The sequence below is a fragment of the Paenibacillus sp. Marseille-Q4541 genome (assembly GCF_018310695.1).
GTDB lineage: Bacteria > Bacillota > Bacilli > Paenibacillales > Paenibacillaceae > Paenibacillus.
The window spans coordinates 1-21,740 of the sequence record NZ_JAGXCY010000047.1; the positions used below are offsets into that span (position 1 = coordinate 1).

Annotated in this window: 39 protein-coding genes; 9 read left to right on the top strand and 30 right to left on the bottom strand. The window is 34.0% G+C overall.

What is annotated here, in order from left to right; genetic code table 11:
• Positions 1-52: 52 nt before the first annotated feature.
• Positions 53-361 carry a hypothetical protein gene (locus tag KFT32_RS24865; protein WP_211750074.1) on the bottom strand — a complete coding sequence of 103 codons (309 nt, stop codon included), beginning with the start codon at positions 359-361 and terminating at the stop codon, positions 53-55.
• A gap of 591 nt (positions 362-952) precedes the next feature.
• Here KFT32_RS24865 and KFT32_RS24870 point away from each other — a divergent pair.
• The 7 genes from KFT32_RS24870 (at position 953) to KFT32_RS24900 (ending at position 6,301) form a co-directional block, all read left to right on the top strand.
• Entirely contained in the window at positions 953-1,237 is a 285-nt protein-coding gene (locus KFT32_RS24870; RefSeq protein WP_211750075.1) for a hypothetical protein, read from the top strand.
• Positions 1,238-2,317: an FtsZ/tubulin family protein gene (locus KFT32_RS24875; RefSeq protein ID WP_211750076.1), complete on the top strand. Its 1,080-nt coding sequence runs from the start codon at positions 1,238-1,240 to the stop codon at positions 2,315-2,317.
• 22 nt (positions 2,318-2,339) lie between these two features.
• Entirely contained in the window at positions 2,340-2,492 is a 153-nt protein-coding gene (locus tag KFT32_RS24880) for a hypothetical protein (protein ID WP_211750077.1), read from the top strand.
• A 159-nt stretch (positions 2,493-2,651) separates the two neighbouring features.
• Positions 2,652-3,230 carry a M23 family metallopeptidase gene (locus KFT32_RS24885; RefSeq protein WP_211750078.1) on the top strand — a complete coding sequence of 193 codons (579 nt, stop codon included), beginning with the start codon at positions 2,652-2,654 and terminating at the stop codon, positions 3,228-3,230.
• Entirely contained in the window at positions 3,223-3,621 is a 399-nt protein-coding gene (locus tag KFT32_RS24890; RefSeq protein ID WP_211750079.1) for a hypothetical protein, read from the top strand. Before KFT32_RS24885 ends, KFT32_RS24890 begins: the two co-directional genes overlap by 8 nt.
• Before the next feature lie 14 nt (positions 3,622-3,635).
• Positions 3,636-3,905: a hypothetical protein gene (locus KFT32_RS24895; RefSeq protein WP_211750080.1), complete on the top strand. Its 270-nt coding sequence runs from the start codon at positions 3,636-3,638 to the stop codon at positions 3,903-3,905.
• An 8-nt stretch (positions 3,906-3,913) separates the two neighbouring features.
• The gene (locus KFT32_RS24900) at positions 3,914-6,301 is read left to right on the top strand and encodes a type IV secretory system conjugative DNA transfer family protein (protein WP_211750081.1); all 2,388 of its coding nucleotides are present in this window, start codon (positions 3,914-3,916) and stop codon (positions 6,299-6,301) included.
• Positions 6,302-6,327: 26 nt separating this feature from the next.
• Here the strand turns inward: KFT32_RS24900 and KFT32_RS24905 are convergent, their stop codons facing one another.
• The 6 genes from KFT32_RS24905 to KFT32_RS24930 form a co-directional block, all read right to left on the bottom strand.
• Positions 6,328-6,669, bottom strand: coding sequence for a YolD-like family protein (locus KFT32_RS24905; protein ID WP_211750082.1), 342 nt, complete (start codon positions 6,667-6,669; stop codon positions 6,328-6,330).
• Between the two features lie 2 nt (positions 6,670-6,671).
• A complete protein-coding gene (locus tag KFT32_RS24910) occupies positions 6,672-6,953 on the bottom strand; it encodes a hypothetical protein (RefSeq protein WP_211750083.1) in 282 nt (93 codons plus the stop codon).
• A 539-nt stretch (positions 6,954-7,492) separates the two neighbouring features.
• Positions 7,493-8,164 carry a host-nuclease inhibitor Gam family protein gene (locus KFT32_RS24915; RefSeq protein WP_211750084.1) on the bottom strand — a complete coding sequence of 224 codons (672 nt, stop codon included), beginning with the start codon at positions 8,162-8,164 and terminating at the stop codon, positions 7,493-7,495.
• 297 nt (positions 8,165-8,461) lie between these two features.
• Entirely contained in the window at positions 8,462-8,725 is a 264-nt protein-coding gene (locus KFT32_RS24920; protein ID WP_211750085.1) for a hypothetical protein, read from the bottom strand.
• A complete protein-coding gene (locus KFT32_RS24925) occupies positions 8,715-9,599 on the bottom strand; it encodes a hypothetical protein (protein WP_249436129.1) in 885 nt (294 codons plus the stop codon). Before KFT32_RS24925 ends, KFT32_RS24920 begins: the two co-directional genes overlap by 11 nt.
• Positions 9,600-9,643: 44 nt before the next feature.
• A complete protein-coding gene (locus tag KFT32_RS24930; RefSeq protein ID WP_211750086.1) occupies positions 9,644-10,006 on the bottom strand; it encodes a hypothetical protein in 363 nt (120 codons plus the stop codon).
• 205 nt (positions 10,007-10,211) lie between these two features.
• On the opposite strand from KFT32_RS24930, the gene KFT32_RS24935 reads away from it, so the two are divergent.
• Positions 10,212-10,892 carry a hypothetical protein gene (locus KFT32_RS24935; RefSeq protein WP_211750087.1) on the top strand — a complete coding sequence of 227 codons (681 nt, stop codon included), beginning with the start codon at positions 10,212-10,214 and terminating at the stop codon, positions 10,890-10,892.
• A gap of 171 nt (positions 10,893-11,063) precedes the next feature.
• Here KFT32_RS24935 and KFT32_RS24940 read toward each other — a convergent pair whose 3' ends face one another.
• From KFT32_RS24940 to KFT32_RS24990, 11 genes are all read right to left on the bottom strand, one after another.
• Positions 11,064-11,861: a DNA-methyltransferase gene (locus KFT32_RS24940; protein WP_249436130.1), complete on the bottom strand. Its 798-nt coding sequence runs from the start codon at positions 11,859-11,861 to the stop codon at positions 11,064-11,066.
• A gap of 37 nt (positions 11,862-11,898) precedes the next feature.
• Positions 11,899-12,294, bottom strand: a complete 396-nt coding sequence (locus tag KFT32_RS24945; RefSeq protein WP_211750088.1) for a hypothetical protein — start codon at positions 12,292-12,294, stop codon at positions 11,899-11,901.
• 90 nt (positions 12,295-12,384) lie between these two features.
• Complete coding sequence (locus KFT32_RS24950) at positions 12,385-12,654, bottom strand: hypothetical protein (RefSeq protein WP_211750089.1); 270 nt, start codon at positions 12,652-12,654, stop codon at positions 12,385-12,387.
• A gap of 84 nt (positions 12,655-12,738) precedes the next feature.
• Entirely contained in the window at positions 12,739-12,978 is a 240-nt protein-coding gene (locus KFT32_RS24955) for a spore coat protein GerQ (protein WP_211750090.1), read from the bottom strand.
• A 105-nt stretch (positions 12,979-13,083) separates the two neighbouring features.
• A complete protein-coding gene (locus tag KFT32_RS24960) occupies positions 13,084-13,401 on the bottom strand; it encodes a hypothetical protein (RefSeq protein ID WP_211750091.1) in 318 nt (105 codons plus the stop codon).
• 52 nt (positions 13,402-13,453) lie between these two features.
• The gene (locus tag KFT32_RS24965; RefSeq protein WP_211750092.1) at positions 13,454-13,732 is read right to left on the bottom strand and encodes a hypothetical protein; all 279 of its coding nucleotides are present in this window, start codon (positions 13,730-13,732) and stop codon (positions 13,454-13,456) included.
• A 26-nt stretch (positions 13,733-13,758) separates the two neighbouring features.
• Positions 13,759-14,016: a hypothetical protein gene (locus KFT32_RS24970; RefSeq protein WP_211750093.1), complete on the bottom strand. Its 258-nt coding sequence runs from the start codon at positions 14,014-14,016 to the stop codon at positions 13,759-13,761.
• Positions 14,017-14,049: 33 nt separating this feature from the next.
• Positions 14,050-14,760: a DNA-methyltransferase gene (locus tag KFT32_RS24975; protein WP_211750117.1), complete on the bottom strand. Its 711-nt coding sequence runs from the start codon at positions 14,758-14,760 to the stop codon at positions 14,050-14,052.
• Positions 14,761-14,821: 61 nt separating this feature from the next.
• The gene (locus KFT32_RS24980; RefSeq protein WP_211750094.1) at positions 14,822-15,520 is read right to left on the bottom strand and encodes a DNA-methyltransferase; all 699 of its coding nucleotides are present in this window, start codon (positions 15,518-15,520) and stop codon (positions 14,822-14,824) included.
• 35 nt (positions 15,521-15,555) lie between these two features.
• On the bottom strand, positions 15,556-15,999 hold the full coding sequence (locus tag KFT32_RS24985) for a hypothetical protein (protein ID WP_211750095.1): 444 nt from the start codon (positions 15,997-15,999) through the stop codon (positions 15,556-15,558).
• A gap of 110 nt (positions 16,000-16,109) precedes the next feature.
• Entirely contained in the window at positions 16,110-16,370 is a 261-nt protein-coding gene (locus KFT32_RS24990) for a hypothetical protein (RefSeq protein WP_211750096.1), read from the bottom strand.
• Between the two features lie 175 nt (positions 16,371-16,545).
• On the opposite strand from KFT32_RS24990, the gene KFT32_RS24995 reads away from it, so the two are divergent.
• Positions 16,546-16,896, top strand: a complete 351-nt coding sequence (locus KFT32_RS24995) for a hypothetical protein (protein ID WP_211750097.1) — start codon at positions 16,546-16,548, stop codon at positions 16,894-16,896.
• Positions 16,897-16,961: 65 nt separating this feature from the next.
• On the opposite strand, the gene KFT32_RS25000 is transcribed toward KFT32_RS24995, so the two are convergent.
• From KFT32_RS25000 to KFT32_RS25055, 12 genes are all read right to left on the bottom strand, one after another.
• Positions 16,962-17,243, bottom strand: a complete 282-nt coding sequence (locus tag KFT32_RS25000) for a hypothetical protein (RefSeq protein WP_211750098.1) — start codon at positions 17,241-17,243, stop codon at positions 16,962-16,964.
• A 158-nt stretch (positions 17,244-17,401) separates the two neighbouring features.
• Entirely contained in the window at positions 17,402-17,677 is a 276-nt protein-coding gene (locus KFT32_RS25005) for a hypothetical protein (protein ID WP_211750099.1), read from the bottom strand.
• A gap of 206 nt (positions 17,678-17,883) precedes the next feature.
• Entirely contained in the window at positions 17,884-18,321 is a 438-nt protein-coding gene (locus KFT32_RS25010) for a hypothetical protein (RefSeq protein WP_211750100.1), read from the bottom strand.
• Entirely contained in the window at positions 18,314-18,649 is a 336-nt protein-coding gene (locus KFT32_RS25015; RefSeq protein WP_211750119.1) for a hypothetical protein, read from the bottom strand. The genes KFT32_RS25010 and KFT32_RS25015 overlap by 8 nt, the downstream gene beginning before the upstream one ends.
• A 17-nt stretch (positions 18,650-18,666) precedes the next feature.
• Positions 18,667-18,828: a DUF1660 family phage protein gene (locus KFT32_RS27750; protein ID WP_211750101.1), complete on the bottom strand. Its 162-nt coding sequence runs from the start codon at positions 18,826-18,828 to the stop codon at positions 18,667-18,669.
• 15 nt (positions 18,829-18,843) lie between these two features.
• The gene (locus KFT32_RS25025) at positions 18,844-19,089 is read right to left on the bottom strand and encodes a hypothetical protein (RefSeq protein WP_211750102.1); all 246 of its coding nucleotides are present in this window, start codon (positions 19,087-19,089) and stop codon (positions 18,844-18,846) included.
• Between the two features lie 23 nt (positions 19,090-19,112).
• Positions 19,113-19,634 (bottom strand): hypothetical protein, encoded by a 522-nt coding sequence (locus KFT32_RS25030; protein WP_211750103.1) that lies wholly within the window; start codon positions 19,632-19,634, stop codon positions 19,113-19,115.
• Between the two features lie 83 nt (positions 19,635-19,717).
• Positions 19,718-19,897 (bottom strand): BC1881 family protein, encoded by a 180-nt coding sequence (locus KFT32_RS25035; RefSeq protein WP_249436131.1) that lies wholly within the window; start codon positions 19,895-19,897, stop codon positions 19,718-19,720.
• Entirely contained in the window at positions 19,890-20,087 is a 198-nt protein-coding gene (locus tag KFT32_RS25040) for a hypothetical protein (protein WP_211750104.1), read from the bottom strand. The genes KFT32_RS25035 and KFT32_RS25040 overlap by 8 nt, the downstream gene beginning before the upstream one ends.
• A 214-nt stretch (positions 20,088-20,301) precedes the next feature.
• Positions 20,302-20,832 carry a hypothetical protein gene (locus KFT32_RS25045; protein ID WP_211750105.1) on the bottom strand — a complete coding sequence of 177 codons (531 nt, stop codon included), beginning with the start codon at positions 20,830-20,832 and terminating at the stop codon, positions 20,302-20,304.
• Complete coding sequence (locus KFT32_RS25050; RefSeq protein ID WP_211750106.1) at positions 20,833-21,375, bottom strand: 3D domain-containing protein; 543 nt, start codon at positions 21,373-21,375, stop codon at positions 20,833-20,835.
• 47 nt (positions 21,376-21,422) lie between these two features.
• Positions 21,423-21,719 (bottom strand): hypothetical protein, encoded by a 297-nt coding sequence (locus tag KFT32_RS25055; protein ID WP_211750107.1) that lies wholly within the window; start codon positions 21,717-21,719, stop codon positions 21,423-21,425.
• Between the last annotated feature and the right edge of the window lie 21 nt (positions 21,720-21,740).

Below are 21,740 nucleotides of genomic sequence, written 5' to 3' on the forward strand. Positions count from 1 at the left end.
TTACTACTCTTCACTCCTTATGAAAGAATTGTTTCAATTTGAAATTTTCCATTTAGTTTTTAATTTTAAAAATTTCTTCATACTTTCTATCTTGATACTTCCTGTAAAAAATAAATTCTTTCTCTCGAACAGAATCATATAAGGACTTTAGTTTAATCTTCTGAAAAACTTTTGTAATTTCAGAATCAATGCTCTTTTTCATAAAATAATTCGACGAATAGTCTCTTTCAATGTAAACAATAAATTTACCTTCTGCTATATCTTTTAACTTTTTGGTTTTCTCGAAGATATAATATCCATCCCCATATACATTAACTAGTAACGCGTAAGCATTGCTGAACTCATAAAAATAACTAGGCATTTATTCTCACTCCTACTCGACTCTCATTCTTCTCCTTTTAAATCAAAGTATTATTTCAACGTCTTCTTCCTATGTATTTTATCCCTTCCATTAACTTCCTGTCTATATAATACTACATCACTCATTTATAATCAATAACTAAATTATTTTTATTATTTAAAAGGCATCGATCCCTTTTCAGAACCAATGCCTTCATTATATGTCACCAGAAATCACTCACACTCACGTCATACCCGTGTTTTCTAAGACAGCTAATTATTTTTAATTGTGTAACCTCTCTGGGTTCATAACTGGGATCATTACAAAGTTTAGACACAGAATTTTTATTTAACGGAACTTTGTTAATTAAAAACTCCTGGCTCACCCTATTCCGATTTAACCAGCTACCTAATTTTGTTCTTCGTTTTCCTTCATATACTCCAAACATGTTATCCACCCCTTATAGATCTAGGATGGACAATCTATGAAAGAATTATTCAAAAACTAGGAATAGTGTCCAAGCATGTCGCAATATGCTATATCATCAGACATCAAACAACATCATCAACGGTGTTCAAAGATGGTTGAAAATCATCAAGGAGGTGCAACTATATGGAAAGATATTTCGACTACGTAGTAAGCAGCTTAACAATTGACGATGTGTTTGTTTTAGGAGCCTTACAGGAAAATGATGCAACAACTGGATTCAAGGCTTTGCCAAATATTGAACTACAACGTGCAGTTGAATTTACAGAAGCAACTTATCGCAGAACAATAAATAGATTATCCGCAAATAAGCTAATCGAAACAATCACAGTTAAGAAATCTAACCTCATCTATCTAACTGAATTTGGTATTGCCGCAGTCAATAAATCACTTGAAAAGGTAGGTGCTTAGATGATAGCAGTAATAGGCTTAGGTCAGGCAGGCTCCAATATCGCAGAAGAAGCTTCTAATTCAAGATTTCTTACTGGAGCTATCAACTATTCTCAAAGAGATCTTGATTCAGTTAATGTGAAGCACAAATTACGTCTCCTTGGATCTGAGGGTGTTGGAAAGAAACGTAATGAAGCTATCGAATTGTTTCAAGATCAATGGGAAACAGCATTATCATTTGTTAGAGATTACTTTTCTAACTCAAAGGTTATTATTTTCACCTTTAGTACATCTGGTGGTTCAGGTAGTGGTATAAGTCCCATTCTACTTGAAGTGTGTCAAAACTCATTTCCTGATACTACATTTGTAGCTATGCCCATCATCCCTGAAATAACCGAATCTCAAACGAGTCAAATAAACTGCCTCAATACATTTGCTGAATTATCTAAATTAGATATCGCTGTTTTTCCCATCGATAATCAGCAAGCACGTAATACTCACGGATTAGCTGGCAAGAACAAGATATTCGAAATCACCAATCAATCATCCATATCTTATTTATCTAAGCTCGTATCCTACACCACTAAGCACTCTAAGAATGGAAACTTTGATGAGCAAGACTTAATTACTGTTTTAGCTACTCCTGGCATTGCTACCATATCTGAATGTGAAATAGCTACACTAAGCTCAAATATTTTACCTCAAGGAGTCTCAACAAAGATTGTCCAGTCGTGGGAATCATCTATATTCGCGCCTGTCTCAAGCAAAAGGATTGAAAGAGCCGCTATCATTTTCGATGGTCAAGATACTCTTATGGAATATGTACAACACAATCTAATATTTCAAGATTTTATGCCCGAACTCTTTGAAGGTAATTATCACGAATCCAATGGCAGAGTAACTAGCCTATTAACTGGTCTTCCATGGTCATTCAAAAGACTGTTAGATATTCAAGAATCATTGAAGATATACAAAGATCAGCAAGAAGCCATAGGATCAACCAACGAAATTTTATTTACGCCCACCACTTCTGTTGCAACGTTACCTAAAAAGGCTGAAAAGAAGTCTGTGTTAGATATCCTTAACAAATACAAATATTAAAAATTAGAGGAGAGTGTTCATTATGATGAAAAATGAAACTTTGAATATGTTGATTGGGCTTAATAACAAAGGAGTACAGCTTCACATTACCGAGGATGGTTGGAAAGTATTCTTAGGAATGATGCAAGAGGAAGATTCTGCTGCAAGCGAAGAAGAAATTACAGCTGCAGAATAATGAATGTGGGACGAGGGAGAACAACCTTTTCTCCCTCTCTAACCTTATGGGCAGACTTAGGCTAAGTTAATTAGGGACGATATATCCCTAATTATATTCACAGCACTCTTTAATTATGCCTGTCTCTCTTTGTCCACACAAAAAAGGAGTGAAATTTCAATGAGAACAACAACACCTATGAAATTCAGAATCAGCTCAGAATATGGAACTATGGAAGAAATTCGTGATGGAAGATTTCACAATGGCATCGACTTAGCTGTTCCAAAGGGAACTGAATTACACAGCATTACATCTGGCACAGTAGAGCGCATTGTCAATCATGGAACCGAAAATATTGGTAAAGGTGTTATTATTCGCACCGAACAAGGAGATCTGCACGTTTACGGACATATGGATAACATCTCTGTTCATAAGGGTGACGTAATTCAAGCTGGAGACTTTATTGGATTGAGCGGTAACTCTGGTCACAGCACAGGAGCACATCTACACTTTGGTCTAATTAAAGAAGGTAACTTTGTCGATCCATCTAATCTAGTTGCCGACTTACAGCATTACACAGGAACAATTAATCAACATGCTTTCAGCTTAAACGATTTATCCAATGTAGCAATCACAAAACAAAGCACACTTCCCTTCTTTGACAATACGACATCAATAATCCTTTTTTCTTTTGTTGTAGGCGCACTTGTTATAGTGGATTACATCCTTAATAGAAGGGAGATTAAATCGTATGGTTAAAACTGAGACGATTCCCTTCAATCAATTCTTCAATAACAATTCAGAAGATGAAATCAAAAATACTCTCGTCGAACACCTTAATAAATACAAGATTGTCTATCGTATCATAGGAACCACTATCATCATATTTGCATCTGGAATTATAGATCCTTCCGCTTTTGCTGCTCCAAATGGTATTGATATTGGTGGAGCTAGGATATATGAAAAATTAGTTGGACTTGGTAAATGGGTGATTATATTCAAAGGAGGATGGGACACAATTCAGAACACCATTAAAGGTGATTTTGATATGGCAAAGAGAGCATTCCTTCAATATCTAATGGTTTATATAATACTCTTAGCTTTACCCTGGTCTCTAAAACAAGTCGATACTGTATTTAGCGATATGTAGAGGAGTCGATCAACATGGTTATCACAATGAATGGAATTCCTCTAACTAATCCACTCAATCCAGTCAAAGAAAGTATCCGTGATTGGAGTCGCCACCAAGCAACTGAAGCTATACTTGGAGCCCTTGATGCTGTTCGAGATGTGCTTGTAGATTTAAGTTATACTATTGCCTTAGTAGGAAGTGGATTGTGCTTACTCTTTTGGGTAGCTGGATGGCGTGATGGTAAGAGATGGACTGGAATGCTCTGTTTGGGATATGTCATTATTAAACTACTTCTGGGGTAGGTGGATACATGTTATCATCTAAATTGTCAGATGTGTTTCAAATTATTAAACCTGAGTATGTGTATCTCAAGCTCAAGCCCAACAACTCCATACGTAACAACTCCACTCACAAACTCGCTAGATCTATAAGCAATCTATATAAAAATGTAATTGAGAATATTGAACACACAGAAGAAAAGTTGGTTAGGTTGCTTGGTAAGGATTACTTCATCCCCTCTAAATTCCAATATCATCCCAACTCTAAAATCAGCTATTACATTTACATGGAGAATAAAAAAATAGAGTTTTACTTTATTGTCCCCAAACATCAACTTATGTTTATAAAAGAAAAAATAACTGATGTCTGGTCTAATATTACAATTGAAGAAGTAAAAGAAATCCCCTTCTTCTCTTCTGACTCTACTAAACTACAAATCTACTACAACAAAGAAGATGCCCTTAGCCTAGCAATTGATAGACGTAACAATGACCTTCTTAACTCCAACCTAAATGTTGTTGAAATGTTAGAGGAGAATGATAAATTAGGCATCTTTTATAATTTCATGCCTACTACTCAACATGCATGGAAACACAAACACAGAACAACAATAGAGAAAGTCAAATCCAATAAGCCAATTGAACGTAATAAGACTGGCTGGAGATACATATTTAAGTGGACTATCTCGGCCATCGACTCAGCAATGAATACATTTTCCGATGCTCTTATGTCGTCTTCAAGCAATAAATCATCAAATCAATCCGACTCCAACTCTGGTTTAATCAACAACTTTATACTTGCTCTTAACAACAAGAAATTTCAAATATCTGATGCTACATTAAAGAAGGGTAACTCTGCAGTGCTTGAAGCTCAAATTGTTGTATTGGCTGAAAGTGGAGATAAATTTCGTCAACGTAATCAAATCAAAAGTTTAGCTCAAAGCTTCGATACGATTTCTCAGGACAATGAATTAGTCTATAAGCCACAGATAAAACACTTCTCTCCTACTGATTATTCGACTGGATCAATACGAAATATTATTGGAGATGAAGAAGCACAAAATTTCCTGTCTATCGCAGGAAGAGATGTTCTAGAAAGATATAATTTTATAGATAGTGTAGAAACTTTTGAAACTGAAGTTCCGGAGGATTTACAGAGTGGAGTAATGTGCATTGGGGAGAATATCTATAGAGGTAAAGGACAGAAAGCTTATTTGAGCAACGACAGAGAATTTAGAAATCTACTTACTTTGCTTATTGGTCCCACTCGTGCAGGAAAATCTAATCTAATCGCCAATCTTTCCATTGATGCAATCGAAGCTGGAGAATGCGTTGTTATCTTTGATTTTATTGAGAACTGCGAGCTTAGTAATGAAGTTTCCAAATGTTTCTCCAAAGATAAGGTGTTAGAAATTCGCTGTGATGACTTCGAAATGATGCAAGGGTTAGGATTTAACGAAGTGGGTCAAAGCACAGATGTTTTTAAGCAATACGAAAATGCTAAACGTCAAACCTCTAATATGCTTACCTTAGTTAATTCAATCAATTCAGATGATAGCCGATTGAGTCCTAAAATGGAGCGCTATCTGGAGAGTGCATCACTTGTTGTATTTATCAATAGTGGCAGCATTAAAGATGTATTTAGTGTATTACACAGTCATAAAGTAAGGCATAATTACCTATCAAGAGTTCCAATACACCAACTAACCAATCTGGAGGAGTATATAGAAAGTCTCCTTGAATTAGATGAAAAGGATAAAGAGGATAACGTAACGGGTACAAAGTTAAACCTAATTGTTGGTATAGTTGATCGCTTGAATTCCCTTAAAAGGAATACCTACACGGAACTTATGCTAAAAAAAGATACAAAAAACAATATCAACCTTGTTGACGAAATGCAAAAGAATCAACTAATAACAATTAAGCTCCCTCAACATATGTTTACTGTGGAATCTGAGAAAGATACTCTCGTTCTTTATTTTTTACAGAAGCTATGGTTGGCTGCGCAAATCAGAAGTGAAAAAATTAGAGATAAATCCAAACGAACAAAATGCAATCTCATTATTGATGAAATTTACCAAACCCCATGTTCAGAGAAATTTGTTACTTCTAAACTATCTCAAATGGCAAAGTTCATAGTGAAACCAATTATCAGCTGCCACTACATTAATCAACTAAATTACATGCGTGACGAGCTTAGATCGGCTAATACGAGTTATCTATTATTGGCAGGCTGTGACAAAAAGAACTTCGATGAATTGAAAAGTGAGCTATATCCTTTTGTTGAAGAGGATCTTAGAAACTTAAAAAGGTATCATTCCATGAACTATATTAAGAACTCACAGGGATACTCTAGATTTATCACAAAATTACCTGGAGATGTAACCAAAAGAATAAAACAAAACAAAAAGACCGTCTAATTGGTGACGGTCTAATTTCTTATCTCTTACCTATTTGAAGAAGCATATATGATATTTTTAATTTTAATCCATTCCCAATCATCTTCAGAGCTAGAGAATTTTATTTCTCTGCGATAAGTGTTTATACCAATGACGACTCCTTCGACCTCTTTGTCTTCTATTGGATCAAATAGGACAAGACTTATATTCACACGTTTATTGTATGAATACACTATTGTATGTTCAATTTGCTGAATTTCTTGGTCATCTAATGTTGGTTTAGTTCTTATCTTTTTACTTTCTTCTTGCATAAGCCATGCAGTTCTATGTTCGGGAATAATCATACGTGATCCTTCAAATATCCCATTTCCCACTAGTTTTTTACTCATAATCAGTACTCCGTCCAATAATCAATAGATCCGTTGGGTGATGAGAACTGCCTAGGGATATCGCTCTCATCTTCCCATCCTTTGAGTATGACAATCCCTTCGAGATTGGATTTGTTTTCCCAAGCTATGTAGTTCTCGTTTTCTAGATATAACAATGCTTCATTTATACGCTCTTTCGTTTGTCCTGTTTTAATTTCTAGTTCATTTATTTTAGGTGTACGGTGACGTTGGCTTGTGTAATTATAAAGAATTCTCAAGATTTTACGCTCATAATCCGGTAACATGAAAAATCACTCCTATAAGAACATTTGTTTGCTTTAAGTATTATACCCAAACATCCGTTCTTATATCAACAACAAAATTATGACATCTCTTTTCTGTTGCTTAGTCTTAACTTATTTTATAAAACATGCATTTCATCAATAGCAAAGCCAAACCCTTATATCTAGAAGGTAATTATTAACTGTACTTCAATCGTATTTAAGGGTAGTATTCATTTTTATGTTAAATTGAAAGGAGCGAGTTAGATTGTTTGAAATTTATAATTTTCTATATAACGCCATGTATGTAGTATTAGGAATTGCATTCATGTGGTGTTTTGTAGAAAGCTTTAAGGATACTAAATATAAAAAGTTCTACATAATTGGTGCAGGATTAATCTTAGGATTGGTCTATAAAGAAGTTCAAAACTTATTATCAATTAGATAATTAAGGGGAGCAGCAATAATACACTGCTCCTATAATAATTAAGGAGGGGATATAGTTATTATATCCGTTTATGTAATTCGAATGCTTTGAACATACTTATATTTGTTTTATAAAATCAATCTAATTTGATTTTCCAATCAAACTTATCGTCGAGTTCTTGGAATGTAATAAAATCAAGTGGACTTCCCGCATCATCTATATAAGTCATCTTGCCATTAACTGCAGATGTTTTGAGTGTTTTCTTGTATTCTCCCCATTTAACTTCATCTATAGTTTTGATACATTCAGGATTATTTGCTTTAACATAAGCAACAAATGCTTCATCATCTTTTGCACTTGTTGTATCTTTTCCATTAATTAAAATTTTAGCTTGCTGAACTTTACTGGTTAGATCACGATATGGAAGCTTGATTGTTTTACTGAGTTTCTTCTCCTTTTTACCCTTCAACTTCAATTCTTCGTTTATGAGCTTTTCTTCTTCAATGACTTTCTTATGGTATAGATGCAAATGTTCCTTGAAGAATGTGATATCATCCTTATCTTTCTTAGAAGCGGTCTCTTTCCACTGCTCTAATTTTTCAATTTTCGCTTTCAACACTTCTATATTGCTATCAGCTACTTTTTCAATTTCAGCTATCTTAACTTCTTTTTCATGAATCTTTTCATCTGCCCATACCGCCAATTCTAAAGAAGTGATTTTCCAAGTTGGATCTTCCTGCAGATAATATGTATCATCTCCATCTTCAAAGATATTGTTAAATTCCTCTTGATAATTATATGTATTCATTTAATCTCTCCCTAATTTTTATTATTTTTAACTATATAAAACCTATGTTTTATCTACTTCCTTTGCTCTCGGACAAACTTATGTATTGATGCTAACTCTTTAAAATTCCTCTTTTCCATCATCTCGTTAACTTCATCAAGTATTAAGTACATTGACTCTTGCAGATCCTCTCTTAGTGAAACAGGGCAGTCTAATTCATTTGGTGTCGCTTTTTCATACGCTTCTTCACTTTCATGGCAACAAGTGTCAAATGCATTTCACAAACAATGTTTGTTGCTACACTTCATATAATCACTCCTAATTGGATTTAGGTACCCACTTCATTACTTGTACTGGTTTAAGTTCTACTTCTACACAATCAACCTCATCGTCATATTTCCACGGACTTTCATCTTGCATCTCAGTTGTACCTACTGAGTATTCTGTTTGATAAAATTTACCCTGATGCTCAAATACAATTTCATGATAAACGCTCCATCTAGACGTGCCTGTAATTTTATCGACCATAGCGCTGCTGGGTAGATCTAATTCGTTAACTAAGTAACTCTTCTTAAACTTCATCTGAAATCACTCCAAATCCTTTGCAATGTTCACATTCAACTAGCGGTTTATTGATTCTCTCCATCAATTCATCGAGAAACTTTTGAATATTGTTCTTTAAATCATCTTCGTTTTTACCCTCAAAAGGCTCAATAACTGGATAGCGATCATATGTCTTAGGTGCGACTTCGTAAACTTTAACAGTTCGTGATCTCGTATATCTTGTTTCATATTTCGGTTTACGTTTACCAACATTGACTCTGTATGACTCAGGTTCATGTTCAACTTTCTTACTAACAGTAAAGCAAAAATCATAGTCACTTGTGATAGCAGCCCATTTATTATCAATATGAGACTTAACATAATTCCGAACGATACTGTAACTTTCCTGTCTTGAGAGTTTGCACGGCTTAGTGGATAGTAGAACAGGATGAGTAGTTAATTGGTCGAGTATAGAATGCTGCAAATTAAAATCGCTTCGTACTATCTCGAATTCATCTAGCTCTTCAATGATATTTAACTCAAACTTAACTTCCTCCAAAGAAGGTTCAGTCATATCATATTTGCGGTCATATAATCCATATACTGCCTCATATTGTCCAGTATCTTCATCAAAATCAGAGTATTGCAAAACTTTAGGCAATCCAGTGTTATAATGTGTTTCTTTCAATTCGTATCTCACATTAATTTGCTGTCCTGGTGCTTGTTTTTGAATTAAATCTGGTAATTTGCTAGTTTCAAACCAATCTTTTTTATATGTATTTTTCAAGGGTTCTCCATTCACCAATACACCACTCAACTTTGTATGGAAGTATGAACCTAAGTCTACGTTATCTGAGATATAAACTTTACTCTTTGTCTTGATTGCAATAATTTTGATTTTATTATCTGTCATTCAATTTCCTCCATTTAATTATTCTTCATAAAAGTCCTCACTTATTAGCCCAAGATCTTTCTTATCTCATCTAATTTCTTAGCATTATCTTCTTCTAAGTGCTTAATATTCAACGTAGCACTTCCGTACCTGCCAAAATCGTTGCCTGCGAAAAATCTATTACCATGTTCATCAGTACAACTAACTGTAATTCCTTTAAACACAGCATAATCTACATCATATCCGCCGTATCCTTCACTTTCGAATAATTCCGACCAATTTCTATCACGGTAGAAATTCAAATACATTTCAATATCTTCACCGCAGCTAACTTCAATATTTACTGAATCATCATTATGTTCTCCATGCACATCAAATACTAGATATATATTTACTTTATTGAATCGAATACTATTTTCTTTTGGCATATTATCCCTCATCATTCTTTTTATTTTTATAAACTTCCTTTAACTTGTACAACAACTTCATTGCCTGCTCAAACTTGATAAGGTTTACCATGCATTCTCGCCTTTCATTATGAAATTACAATTTTACAAGAATGTTATTCTACCGTTCTTTTCTATTATCAAAAATTCACTTATAATTACACGATAAACTATCGAGGTGATACATATGAGGTCTAGGTTCATTCATGCCTTAGCGCAAATTCAATATAATACTCTTAGAGATTTTTCAGAAGATATGGAGCAGTCAATTAAAGAGCAAGCAAAAGGATACTCTGATCATATGAATGAACTTGCAAAGGAATATTCAGATGAACATGATCTTGATATATTTTGGGATTATAACAGTGATCGATTTAAACAACTGTATCAAGACTATCCAAATACTCTCCGGACATCACTACTTATATCGTGCATAACCCATCTTGAAAAAGCGACACTCAATATTTACAATGATCTCCAGGAGAATTATGATAATATTTTTGTAAGTCTTAAAAGTAACCGCCAACTTAAAGGCAGTTTAATTGAAAAAGCTGTTCAAAGCCTATCTCTTCATTTATCACTAGAAGATATTTGTAAATCAAAACCATGGAAAAACATCATTTTTTATATTCAATTAAGAAATCGAATAATACACGATGCAGGAGTAGTTCACCCAAAACATTACGAAGAGCTATTTAGAAAAATCAAAAATGAAGAAATCAGCGAAACTAAAATAGTAGTGTTAAACGAATATCATGAAATTATAATGTTAGAGAATTCATCTAATAAGATAATTGAAGACTGTGAGTTTTTCGTCAAAAATCTTTCCGCAAAAATAATTGAATTTAATAAACTGCAACAATTCTGAATGAGTGACTTCTCATTCTTTTTTTATGAAATCACGATTTTATGATAATAATTAGCTCTCTAAAACAATTTTCACACCAATAAAAGCTCTCAATTCTATCATTCTCTTGATAATCATTCATCCACAACAAATCTATCTCGCATAAGCTACAAGGATATGCTCTGTTCTTTTTTATGATTTTAATTTCTCCACTCTTTCATTCGCTATCTGAATGTATTTATTTGAAACCTCAAATCCTATGTATTTTCTTTTATTTAATAAAGCCATCTTTGCAACTGTTCCGCTGCCCATAAATGGGTCTAACACAATATCACCTTCATTGCTCCAACTGAGGATATGGTCTTCTGCTAATTTTTCAGGGAATATTGCAGGATGCTGAAATGCAATTTTATCACTAGTTGAATTATAAAGTCCTACAGTGTACCTCCATATATTGTGGATTGTTTTCATTTCACTGTTCGCTTTGTATACGTGTTCAATTGTCTTTCCATCAACTGCCTTGTTGTATTTCTTGTTTTTTCGATTTTCCATATACTTTTTCTTTATTTTTAAGGGATTAAAAGTTTTAGGTTTTCCTTTTGAAAGAATAAACATATACTCAAAACTCTGTTGGTATCGGTTTCCTTTCATAGGGGTTGGATTGATTTTTTCGTAAATCATCGTATCATGCACGTTGAATCCTAACTCTTTGAAATACAGTGCTTGAGTGAAACTTGTCAATGATTCACATCCTTTGATTGTGGCATCACCAACAATCCAAACGACCACACCTCCTGATTTCGTAACTCTTAATAGCTGCTTGGCAGTTTCTTTGAAATTAAAATTAAATCCCTCGTAAGACCTGAGCTCGTCATAAGGTGGGCTAGTAACAGTGAGATCGATGTAGTCATCGGGAATAAGCTTTATTCCCTCCAAACAATCACAATGATAAAAAGAATTTAATTCAAGTGATTGCAATTCATTATTCAAATAAATATAAATGCCTCCTATTATCTACTTAAAATTCTCATTTGTTTAAGAAATTAAAACTGCAGATATTTCTCAAGTATTCTTCTTCAGAAACTACTATGTATAAATCACCGTTATCATCAATGCGTGTATTTTGATATTTATTTGAGACATCTGAGTTCTCACACCAGGCAACCTCAATTTCCTCTTTACTCCCATCGCTGAATTGTAGTATTACGGCAATGATATCTTTATGTTCCGTGATTCGTTTAAATGGCGTAGTTGTTTTTGGATTCAACAAACGTTTATCACAATATTCTATATCTAGCTTAGAACTTAGAAGAACCTTAAAAGACTTACACTTCTTTCTCTTGTGAAGTTTTTTACCAAATGATTCATAATACTCAGTGACATCGTCAATCTTCAAGTTTTCACACTTAGAACCATCAAACATAATTCCTTCTACATTTTCAAATATAAACTCTATATTTGTTAAAACTGTTATTTTAATCAACTCCTAAATTATATTTATATTTGATATTGATTAATAATCAACATTGTCTTTAATAAACTCTCTTATTTGGGCAACATCTTTAATGAGTCCCTTTAGATCAGTTGCTGTACTGTTCATAATTTTCATTTTTAGAACCTTATCTAACGCTGTGTGAATACTAGGAAAGTATCCGTAAGTTTTAAATAAGTCTGTCGTTTTGCCGTCGTCTTTTGAGATAGATTGTTTTCCCTTATATTCCTTCAAGATAAATTGCATACCGTCTGATTCTAAGTAGAGTTTTTCTTCAATATGTATTTTCATTTATAATTTCTCCTCGTACATGTATTTATAAATCAAAGTTTCATTTTATCAGTATGTAGGAGGAGAACCTCCCCCTAAAGCTAATCACAGAGTGAAGTAATCTAGGTTGCTATAAGATAATACAAAGATTTGTTTAGTAGTTGGATCTTGAATAACAAAATACTCTCTTCTTCCTGCTTTAATTACTCCTCTGAAAATCTTAGCATTCCATTCACTATTGTTTTTGTAAGTCATATAAAAAGTCCCAGTCTTACCTGCTTTACTATTTATGAATCCAGCAATAGAACCTTTTTTACTGTCTAAACAATATTTTCTTTTGACCATACATTATCAACTCCCATTAAGAATACCTACTATTTATCTTATGAGAGACTGATGTGAATGCTTGGACAATTATAATGAGGCAAGTTAATCAAATGCTGAATTCGTTCAAAATTGCCGTTCCCAAGATTCCATAATCCTGTTGATTTGAAGATTTTCTTCATCTTTAATATCAAAATCCAATCTTGCGCATTTTTCAATTTCAACATATTCTTGTTTAAACTCATATTTTCTATCACAGCATGGACAACACAACCAAACTTTTTGATAATTACTATCAGAATCAAGAAATTTCAATACTCCATTTTCAAGTATTTTGTATTGAGTAGTCATTGTTTCTTCTACATATAGAAACAGTTCAATTTCTTCCCACTCTTTTTCATTAAGTTCCATACACTCCGGTTCAGTACATCGAAGTTTCTCCAATTTAAATAGCCGCCTCCTTTTCTAAGTAAAAGATCCATTTGATCAACGTTACCTATTTAACTAAGTAACTGAGTTTTCTGGTATGCACTCCTGAATAACTGTAAACATCACATTTAAGAGTGTGGTCATTGTGAACTAAGTTTTCAATTGTAGCGCCTTGCGGAATAGTCGTTCCAAACATGCTGCCAATATGAGCAGTCCTTGTGACTGATTTATTATCTATAAACTCTTTTATGTAATCGTTCCAACTTGCTACTTTTATCGTTCTAGATTGAAAATCATGGATATCTCCATCTACCATTGATAGATTTGTTTCAATTACTAATGTCATATGAAGCATCCCTTTCCTTTACTCTCTTATTTAAAGCTATCCAAGTTAATTCCACTGTGCTTAAGATGCCATTTAATATCTGAGATAGCTATTGATTCATCATAATCTTCATTTTCTTCTGATTCGTCATCTTCGGCTGCATTCACAATTTTAACAATATGCTTAACCAGCTCATAATACTTAACGCCCTTGTAACTCTTGCTTAGTTCTTCTTTGTAATATGCGATCTGATCAAGAAGTATTTTCTGTACTTCATCTTTATCATCAATAGTTATGTACGTCATTTATTTACAACCTTTCTAAATCAAATATCAATTTTACAATGATTCAAAAGTACTTATTCGCTTATTTGCTACCTTTATGTATTCTGCTTCTGTTTCAAATCCTATGAAATTTCTTTTGTTTCGTATAGCAGCTACTGCAGTCGTTCCACTCCCCATACAATTATCAAGTACAGTATCTCCTTCATTTGTATAGGTTTTGATCAGGTATTCAAATAGTGCTACAGGTTTTTGAGTGGGGTGCAATGCTTCCTTTTGCTTATCAGTAGCAAAAATTTGAACGCTCCTTGGGTATCTTTCAGTACTGCCGCCACCACTAATTCCAATTTTAGTTTTACCGTAATTTCTTCCGTCCTCTTGATGCTTCGTATAGGTATGTACTGGTGTATGTCCTGTTGTTTTCTGAGGATTATATATAGGCAGGTTCTTGTAAAACACCAGTACATTTTCATGGGCCTTCATTGGCATTTTCTTAGCATTTAAATGTCCAGTAGCAGTGGTTTTCTCCCATATCCACTCATACTTGAGCATCTTTAAATTGCTGCAGCCCAAAACTTTATCAAATGGTGTTTGAGCCGTTAATACAATAGCTCCATTGTCTTTAATGGTTCTACAGTATTGCTCCCATAAGAGATCTAGGTTGATAATGGAGTCCCACTTGTTCTGTGTGGTTCCATAGGGCAAATCACAAAGGATCATGTCTATTGACTTATCAGGTATAAGTTTCATGCCCTCAAGACAATCCATCTGGTAAATTCTATTAGTCTCCAAAGTCTCCAACAATGTATTTATCGGGTAATCTTCCTTTCTATATACAGTCCTTTTCTGTTACTGAATTCAATCTTGTAACAGAGTTTGTGTGAAACTTCTCGTCGCTCTCAATGCATATGTATTTTCTAGCTTTATTCAATGCAGCTACAGCCGTTGTACCACTTCCACTACAAGGATCAAAGATTACATCCCCCTCATTACTGGAACTTTCTATTAAGTATTCAAACAGCTTGAGTGGCTTCTCTGTAGGGTGAATCTTGCTTCTCCCAACCGGAAAATCCCATACATTGTGTTTGCAATGTTGATTAAAAGTTGTTTTTCGTTTCTTAGCAAAAATACAATTCTCAATGCTGTGAATCCAATAATATTGCCCATTTACCGGAGAAGGATTTGTCTTATGCCAAATACACTGTCTTGTAGACATATCTTTTTTTGAATTAAAAAATGAAAACACCGTTGACATTTGTTCAATACCACAAAATATGTAGACACTTCCTTTTGCCAATCTATAAACTTGCTCTAGAAATTCATTAAGATCAAATGTTTCAATATCGGCCAATCCTTTATCTAACTTTCTCATCTGACCATCATATTTCGCTCTATCTTCACCATTCTGAGAAACAGCACCATAGGGGATATCTGTTAGAATTAAATCCATAGATTTCTCCGGTAATTTGGGCATGATTTTGATACAGTCTCCGTGATATATCTTATTAATCCATTCTTCTTTTAACAATTAATCAATCCTTTCTTAATTTTTAAATGAAATCCTTATTTAATGTAATTCCTATATCCCTTTACTTTTTCAAACACTACGCTTGACGCATTTACGGTCATGCCTACCGATAATTGTGAATAAATTTGGTAAGGATCAATTTTTCTAATTGTTTTTGTTGTCTTACTTTTAATACGCTTATTTTTCGTTCTATTAACTATGTATTGAAGTCTCTTGAATCGTGTGTTTATTGCTTTTAACGTATACTGGGTTTCATTTTGAGACATTATCATGTTGCGTAGTGTTTTCATATTCATCTCAGCTTTTTCTAGAGTCAGTGTGCAACTAAGCAACCCAGGAAGCTTCTTAATTGGCCTATCTGAGGATGGTAAATATTCAAAATTATGAGTAGTGAGATTATCTAAAGACCACAACTCCTTGTCAGTTACACCGTCATACATCTTAGCAGTAAACCCTTTAACCTCTTCATCTGTTCCCATGTTATCCCTCCAATTTCACAACCTTGCTACTTTGTAAAAACTCTATTATCTTCATTCTTGCTGCAACTCTTTTATAAATTGAATGTCACTGTTCAAAAAATTTCACCCTTCTAAATATATTTTTTATCATATTGAACAAAAACGTCCTTAGTGTCTCCGAAATCATCCCAAGCTTTTTGAAAGTTCATATAAGAGTTAATTACTCTCTTGGCTTCCTGTATCCCACAACCATTGTATTTTCTATAGTAATTTGCGGCTTGAAGCTTGTTGCCTTGATGAATCATCTGTTTAAGTTCCGGGCGGAGAATGCTATCCCAATTTATATTCTCTTTATGAAAATCTTCAATAGTTGCCTTCCGTGAAAAAATCATACAGACTGCCTCCTTTCTGAAACGAATATCAATTTTAAAACAGTTTTCACTCTAGTACTAAGATGTAGTTAATTCAAAGAAATTTATTCCATATACGCTACAAGCATGTTAATATAGTGATGCTGAAGTAATACTTTTTAACTACGTAATAGTACATAAGTCTCAGGAGGTCATCATGGAAAGTGCAGTAAAACAGAAAGCAACAACAGAAATTAAGAAAGTAGACAGACTTGGTAGAGCAGTTGTATCCTTTATATTTAGTTTTATTGGATTAGCTTCCTTCACTCTATTCTGTATGGCAATGGAAACCTATAGTACAAGTTATGATCCAAATGAAACTGGAATATTAGTCACAACAATATTAACTTTAATGATTAATTTAACAAGTTTTTTTCTAGGAATAAGTGCTAGACGTTCCACATCAGGAAGAGGGTTAGCTATTGCGGCAATTACTATAAGCGCAATTCCATTGACTATTGTGATTGGATTACTTACACTTTCAACAATTTTAATGTTTACTAACTAAACCCTCTATTGGGATAACTTATCCATCCTCCAACATGGCTTGGAGGTTTTTTAATCGTGATTAATTTATGTATTATTCTCAATTCTCTTTTCTAATTTCTTTTTAATTCGTTTATTTTTTGTTTTAGCAGCAAGGCTCTTTAATCGTCTAACCTCTTCACTTTTCTGCCCAGTATCAATATCTTGTGGAACAAATGCCTTTTCTAATTCAACATCCTTATAATCTGCATCTCCTAATGTGAGTGGAGTGAACTTTTTCTCTTCCAAATTTCCGCTATTTTCTTCTTTAATCGAATCCTGCTTGCTTGGTAGCAACTTAGAGATTATTATCTTGAATAAATTTCCCATATCCATCTTCCTTCTGTTTATTATTTTTCTTTTTAAAATACATCTTCGCATCAACTTCCCATACTGTTGACTTCCTGCATCTCAAACATCTACTTAATGTCTTGGATTCAAAAATCTCTCCACCACATTCACAACTATCAATCATATGTATTCCTTCCTTACATTGTTCTGTTATATAGGTATTTCATAATATCTTTTAAATCTGAGTAACCATAAATCATGTCAGTACAGGGGAACAACACTTTACTAAAAGCTAAACCATTATGCTCTACTGTCATAATGATTTTGTGTTCATAATCAGTTTCAAATAGCTCCTTACTACTACATTCTTCATATAGCAGACTTACTGTGAACTTAGGTGGAGTAATGTCATTTTCATACTCTGCGACTGCAATCTCATCTACTGATAATTGAATACTGTCAATGACGTTCAAATCTATATCTATCCTTTCTGAATGAAATCATAATTTGATCAACTCTATTGTTTAACAATTGCAAATTCGCACAAAGATCGTCCATACATTTTCGAAGCAACTATGTAATCCCTTAACAATTCCTCAATATATGAGTAAGGCCCTACACCATACAAACTACCATCCAAGAATAAACGATATCTATCTTCTGCATTTGACATATTTACTCACTCCTTTGGGTAATGGAAATCTATTACCTCTTGCAGATCAATGAGAGATTGGTAGGTATTTTCCCACTTGCCTCCATCTCTTATTGCAGCCCCTATCGCTTCTTTTAATTTTTGTTCGTTATGTTCTGCTCTATCTGCACGTTCTCTTTCTGCTTTAAGAATTTCATTAAACGCCCTGACTTGATCTTCTGCATTTTCACATACCTCAATATCTATATAGTTCCTAAACTCATCTATCTCCAATTTGATTCGCTCTAGCACCTTGAGCATTTCGTGATTCCTTACTTCAAGTTCATACGCTTTTGCTTTCCATTCTGCGAATTGTTGGAGCCAGTGAATACCTATATCAGGTAACATAAACGCCAACCCATCCATAAGCCCATTTGTTTTTGCTTCTTCACATATTTTCATATCCTTCTGCCAGTCTCTACTCATCCTTTACTATCTCCAGACTATCGAAAGGTACTGTATACGTCTCACCATCATGCTCAAGTACTGCATATGTCCCAAATCTGTGAATCTGCAAATGATTTACCTTTACACCCTTTAAGAATGGAAACTGGAATCCATAGTGATTCACTCTATCTCCCGGCTTAATGGTGGGTACTGGATCAGGGTCATATAGTCCTTTTTTAATAAGTTGGTCTAGTTCCTGGAATGTGAATGTTGCTTGACCGTACCTACCCACCGTACTCATTAAATCTACGCTCTTTAAGTGTTCTAGCATCTTATCTGCCGATATAAGTTTTTCTTGTTTGCTCATTCCCTTTCATCCTTCCCTTAGTACGAACCTTTTCTATTCAACAAATTCTCATAACCATGAGCACTTTCTGGCAAACCCTTTTTACATCGCCAACAATGTTTTCCTATGTATGTTATCCCTTGTCCATATGTGTGTTGCGTCCATCGATGCCCAATCAACGTACATACAAGTTTCTTCATTGGTCATCCTCCCCTTTAGCAGTCACTATCCGTATAGAATCCACATTCGTTATATTCCAAGTGCATATTCGCTTTTTCTTGTCCCTCAATCTTCATATCTTCATAATCTACCGAGAATGACATCCCTTCGAAATCCAACATGTTACCCCATTGATTGATGGTGATTTTACTTACTAGTAACATTTGACCATCTTGTTCGGACTCAATCCAAAACCTTTGATCAGGCGTGAGGTTGATTTCAATTTCAGTTTTCTTGGTCATTGAGCTTCCTCCCCTTTAAGGTCTTAAGCAAACTTTTCAAGTACTTTTGCTTTGATGATCTCTTGCACCTGTTCTTCATTTAGCACAATCACATCGGCAACTTCTTTCAATCTTGCTTCAAGAGCTGGGAAAACCTCGCTATCTACAAATTTGATAGTTTTATTGATGACCCATAATTCCGCTCTAGTTTTGTCATATGGTTGCGATGATTTGTTATATCTTTCTGAGATCCTTTCAGCATCTTTGGAATATAGATACACCGGTTCATCCAAATAATCCTTAATTATTCGTTTGATAAAATCATCAATATTTCTTCTACTTGGCCCTTTATCGTGATATGAAATATGTTCACGCCCGACTTGAGCATCTTGTAAATACTCATCGACTATAGGAGCGATAATTCGTTTGATTTCTTCCTTTACTAGTGCTTCGGCCTGTTGCTTAACCATCTTTCTAATTTCTTCTTCTGCAACTTCACGAACCAATGCATTCAGTTCATAACTCAAGTCATCTTTATCAATTTCGAGATTTACATTTGCTTTCATGCGCATATCCCCCCTATTATCGAGTTCTATTTATGGTTGTTACATGAATTCTAATTCTTCATAAAATACAGATTTGATTATTTTTAATCTCTATTTATCAGTAATATTGCTGGCCCACAATCTTTAATTTTCCCTCTATCTGTTACAATAGAAAATTCATCTTCGGGACTCAACACCAATGTTTCTACCCCTTCTCTTCTCATGATTTCCTTAGTCAAATCTTTGGTGCTTACTCCACTCAAATCAATTAACTCGTTATTCATTTAATATCTCCCCTTGTTTTAATTTCTTTAGTTCATCTACTAACTGCTGCACCTTCAATCCAAATTCCTTCCTAGACAAAAGGGATGAGCTTATCACATTGTTTATGTCCATCCCTTGTTCTTTGATACGTTTTACCATTTCCTCAACTGGTGTATCCACTATGTATTTAACTGTTTTACTTGTGTTCATTTGTCTCCGTTATTGATGATTAAATATGTTATGACGATATTAGCTATTCCATATATCATAAATACCCATCCCACGAGCACAACTTTATAATCATCAAACTCAAATGCTGCTGTATAACCCAACATAAACAATACAAAAGAAATCATTAATGCCTGGAATAATAGATATCCTTTACTTGAAGGTTTGAGATATATCAACGATTCATGTAATAACTTCACTTTTTATCCTCCAACTCAACATCAACAATATACTTGATAACACTCAAAGTCTTATTCAAATCCTTGTTGCTCACTGCGTAATCAAATGTAAGATCGATAAACTTTAAAGCGTCAACTATTAAGCGACCATTTACTTTTTCTTCACTATCTCCTCTTGCTAACATCCTGTTTACTCTTTCGTCTTCATCAACCTGGATATAGATAGTAACAAACTCGATATCTTTTATCTTACTTTTCAAATCATTAATTCCATCTGGATCAACTACATAGCAATCTGTTTCGTATAACTGCTCCTTCGTACTAAAATAGTGATTTCCATCAAACAAACTGTACGCTACAATTTCACCATTCGCTTTAAACTGATCATATTCCTCAACTGAGCAGAATAGATGACCATACTCATTCTCATAACGTTGTGGCCTAGTTGTATATGACTGCAGAACATCATACCCATTATCAGCAAACCACTTTGCTATTTCCGTTTTACCTGAGCCAGAGTGACCAACAAGTAAAAAGACTTTTTTCATCTATGCACCTTCTTTTATAATTTTCACATTGTACTTCTGCTTTCCATTCTTCAAAGCTTGCTTCAAACTATCTATGTATATGTCCAGTCTGCCAGATTTAATTGCTCCTCCACGATCAGTGCAGGTATATGTATGATCTAACTCTTTAATGTAGACTTTCGTTCCAAATTCTAAAGACTTAGGACATGCTAATGTACGACCCTCTTTAACCTTCTCACCACTAGCGGTAATTCCATAGTCCGAATCTCCAGATGTCTTACCTGTTGATTCATAACCTGATGTGTACCAAGTTACGGTATATGATTCATAACCTTTATTGTTATTATCATTATTTTCATTACTAACTTTGATTGTTTTTACTTCTTTCTTACTATGTATTAGTGTTTGCTTCTCTTTCTCTAACCGCTTAACTCTCTGCGATAACATATCAATTCTTATTTGCTGCTCATCAATAGTATTATTTGCTTCCTGTGCTTGCCTAGCATTTTCAACTTCCGCCTGATTTAACGACAATGCTAGTAGCAGGGATAGGATAATCCCCATAATCAGCCTCCTAGTTTAAAATTTAGCTACTTATTAAGTGAGACTATTTATTCTCCAGCAAGCTTATTAATTATTTTCTCTTTCTGAGCTTCTGTGTAATACTTCCAGTTGCTACAAATACCACTGAAAACTTCATTAAAGGTTTTCGTTGGTTCACTCATCTTGGGCTCTTCAACAACTTTTACTATGCTTTTAATATCACTTGCTTTGATGATAAAATCGTTAGAATATAAATATCTGGCATTATAACTTTCCAAATCATAAGCAAGTTCTTTAATATCCTCATAGGATTCCAAACTTGTAAAGAATGTCTCACCACTATATAAGTTGATTTTAATTTTCATTTAAGTTCTCCTTTTAAGGGA

Excerpts from the sequence above, each read along its gene's own strand:
- KFT32_RS24865 (WP_211750074.1), bottom strand. The coding sequence starts at position 361 with ATGCCTAGTTATTTTTATGAGTTCAGCAATGCTTACGCGTTACTAGTT.
- KFT32_RS24870 (WP_211750075.1), top strand. The coding sequence starts at position 953 with ATGGAAAGATATTTCGACTACGTAGTAAGCAGCTTAACAATTGACGAT.
- KFT32_RS24875 (WP_211750076.1), top strand. The coding sequence starts at position 1,238 with ATGATAGCAGTAATAGGCTTAGGTCAGGCAGGCTCCAATATCGCAGAA.
- KFT32_RS24880 (WP_211750077.1), top strand. The coding sequence starts at position 2,340 with ATGATGAAAAATGAAACTTTGAATATGTTGATTGGGCTTAATAACAAA.
- KFT32_RS24885 (WP_211750078.1), top strand. The coding sequence starts at position 2,652 with ATGAGAACAACAACACCTATGAAATTCAGAATCAGCTCAGAATATGGA.
- KFT32_RS24890 (WP_211750079.1), top strand. The coding sequence starts at position 3,223 with ATGGTTAAAACTGAGACGATTCCCTTCAATCAATTCTTCAATAACAAT.
- KFT32_RS24895 (WP_211750080.1), top strand. The coding sequence starts at position 3,636 with ATGGTTATCACAATGAATGGAATTCCTCTAACTAATCCACTCAATCCA.
- KFT32_RS24900 (WP_211750081.1), top strand. The coding sequence starts at position 3,914 with ATGTTATCATCTAAATTGTCAGATGTGTTTCAAATTATTAAACCTGAG.
- KFT32_RS24905 (WP_211750082.1), bottom strand. The coding sequence starts at position 6,669 with ATGAGTAAAAAACTAGTGGGAAATGGGATATTTGAAGGATCACGTATG.
- KFT32_RS24910 (WP_211750083.1), bottom strand. The coding sequence starts at position 6,953 with ATGTTACCGGATTATGAGCGTAAAATCTTGAGAATTCTTTATAATTAC.
- KFT32_RS24915 (WP_211750084.1), bottom strand. The coding sequence starts at position 8,164 with ATGAATACATATAATTATCAAGAGGAATTTAACAATATCTTTGAAGAT.
- KFT32_RS24920 (WP_211750085.1), bottom strand. The coding sequence starts at position 8,725 with ATGAAGTTTAAGAAGAGTTACTTAGTTAACGAATTAGATCTACCCAGC.
- KFT32_RS24925 (WP_249436129.1), bottom strand. The coding sequence starts at position 9,599 with ATGACAGATAATAAAATCAAAATTATTGCAATCAAGACAAAGAGTAAA.
- KFT32_RS24930 (WP_211750086.1), bottom strand. The coding sequence starts at position 10,006 with ATGCCAAAAGAAAATAGTATTCGATTCAATAAAGTAAATATATATCTA.
- KFT32_RS24935 (WP_211750087.1), top strand. The coding sequence starts at position 10,212 with ATGAGGTCTAGGTTCATTCATGCCTTAGCGCAAATTCAATATAATACT.
- KFT32_RS24945 (WP_211750088.1), bottom strand. The coding sequence starts at position 12,294 with ATGTTTGATGGTTCTAAGTGTGAAAACTTGAAGATTGACGATGTCACT.
- KFT32_RS24950 (WP_211750089.1), bottom strand. The coding sequence starts at position 12,654 with ATGAAAATACATATTGAAGAAAAACTCTACTTAGAATCAGACGGTATG.
- KFT32_RS24955 (WP_211750090.1), bottom strand. The coding sequence starts at position 12,978 with ATGGTCAAAAGAAAATATTGTTTAGACAGTAAAAAAGGTTCTATTGCT.
- KFT32_RS24965 (WP_211750092.1), bottom strand. The coding sequence starts at position 13,732 with ATGACATTAGTAATTGAAACAAATCTATCAATGGTAGATGGAGATATC.
- KFT32_RS24970 (WP_211750093.1), bottom strand. The coding sequence starts at position 14,016 with ATGACGTACATAACTATTGATGATAAAGATGAAGTACAGAAAATACTT.
- KFT32_RS24975 (WP_211750117.1), bottom strand. The coding sequence starts at position 14,760 with ATGGATTGTCTTGAGGGCATGAAACTTATACCTGATAAGTCAATAGAC.
- KFT32_RS24985 (WP_211750095.1), bottom strand. The coding sequence starts at position 15,999 with ATGGGAACAGATGAAGAGGTTAAAGGGTTTACTGCTAAGATGTATGAC.
- KFT32_RS24990 (WP_211750096.1), bottom strand. The coding sequence starts at position 16,370 with ATGATTTTTTCACGGAAGGCAACTATTGAAGATTTTCATAAAGAGAAT.
- KFT32_RS24995 (WP_211750097.1), top strand. The coding sequence starts at position 16,546 with ATGGAAAGTGCAGTAAAACAGAAAGCAACAACAGAAATTAAGAAAGTA.
- KFT32_RS25000 (WP_211750098.1), bottom strand. The coding sequence starts at position 17,243 with ATGGGAAATTTATTCAAGATAATAATCTCTAAGTTGCTACCAAGCAAG.
- KFT32_RS25010 (WP_211750100.1), bottom strand. The coding sequence starts at position 18,321 with ATGAGTAGAGACTGGCAGAAGGATATGAAAATATGTGAAGAAGCAAAA.
- KFT32_RS25015 (WP_211750119.1), bottom strand. The coding sequence starts at position 18,649 with ATGAGCAAACAAGAAAAACTTATATCGGCAGATAAGATGCTAGAACAC.
- KFT32_RS27750 (WP_211750101.1), bottom strand. The coding sequence starts at position 18,828 with ATGAAGAAACTTGTATGTACGTTGATTGGGCATCGATGGACGCAACAC.
- KFT32_RS25025 (WP_211750102.1), bottom strand. The coding sequence starts at position 19,089 with ATGACCAAGAAAACTGAAATTGAAATCAACCTCACGCCTGATCAAAGG.
- KFT32_RS25030 (WP_211750103.1), bottom strand. The coding sequence starts at position 19,634 with ATGAAAGCAAATGTAAATCTCGAAATTGATAAAGATGACTTGAGTTAT.
- KFT32_RS25035 (WP_249436131.1), bottom strand. The coding sequence starts at position 19,897 with ATGAATAACGAGTTAATTGATTTGAGTGGAGTAAGCACCAAAGATTTG.
- KFT32_RS25040 (WP_211750104.1), bottom strand. The coding sequence starts at position 20,087 with ATGAACACAAGTAAAACAGTTAAATACATAGTGGATACACCAGTTGAG.
- KFT32_RS25045 (WP_211750105.1), bottom strand. The coding sequence starts at position 20,832 with ATGAAAAAAGTCTTTTTACTTGTTGGTCACTCTGGCTCAGGTAAAACG.
- KFT32_RS25050 (WP_211750106.1), bottom strand. The coding sequence starts at position 21,375 with ATGGGGATTATCCTATCCCTGCTACTAGCATTGTCGTTAAATCAGGCG.
- KFT32_RS25055 (WP_211750107.1), bottom strand. The coding sequence starts at position 21,719 with ATGAAAATTAAAATCAACTTATATAGTGGTGAGACATTCTTTACAAGT.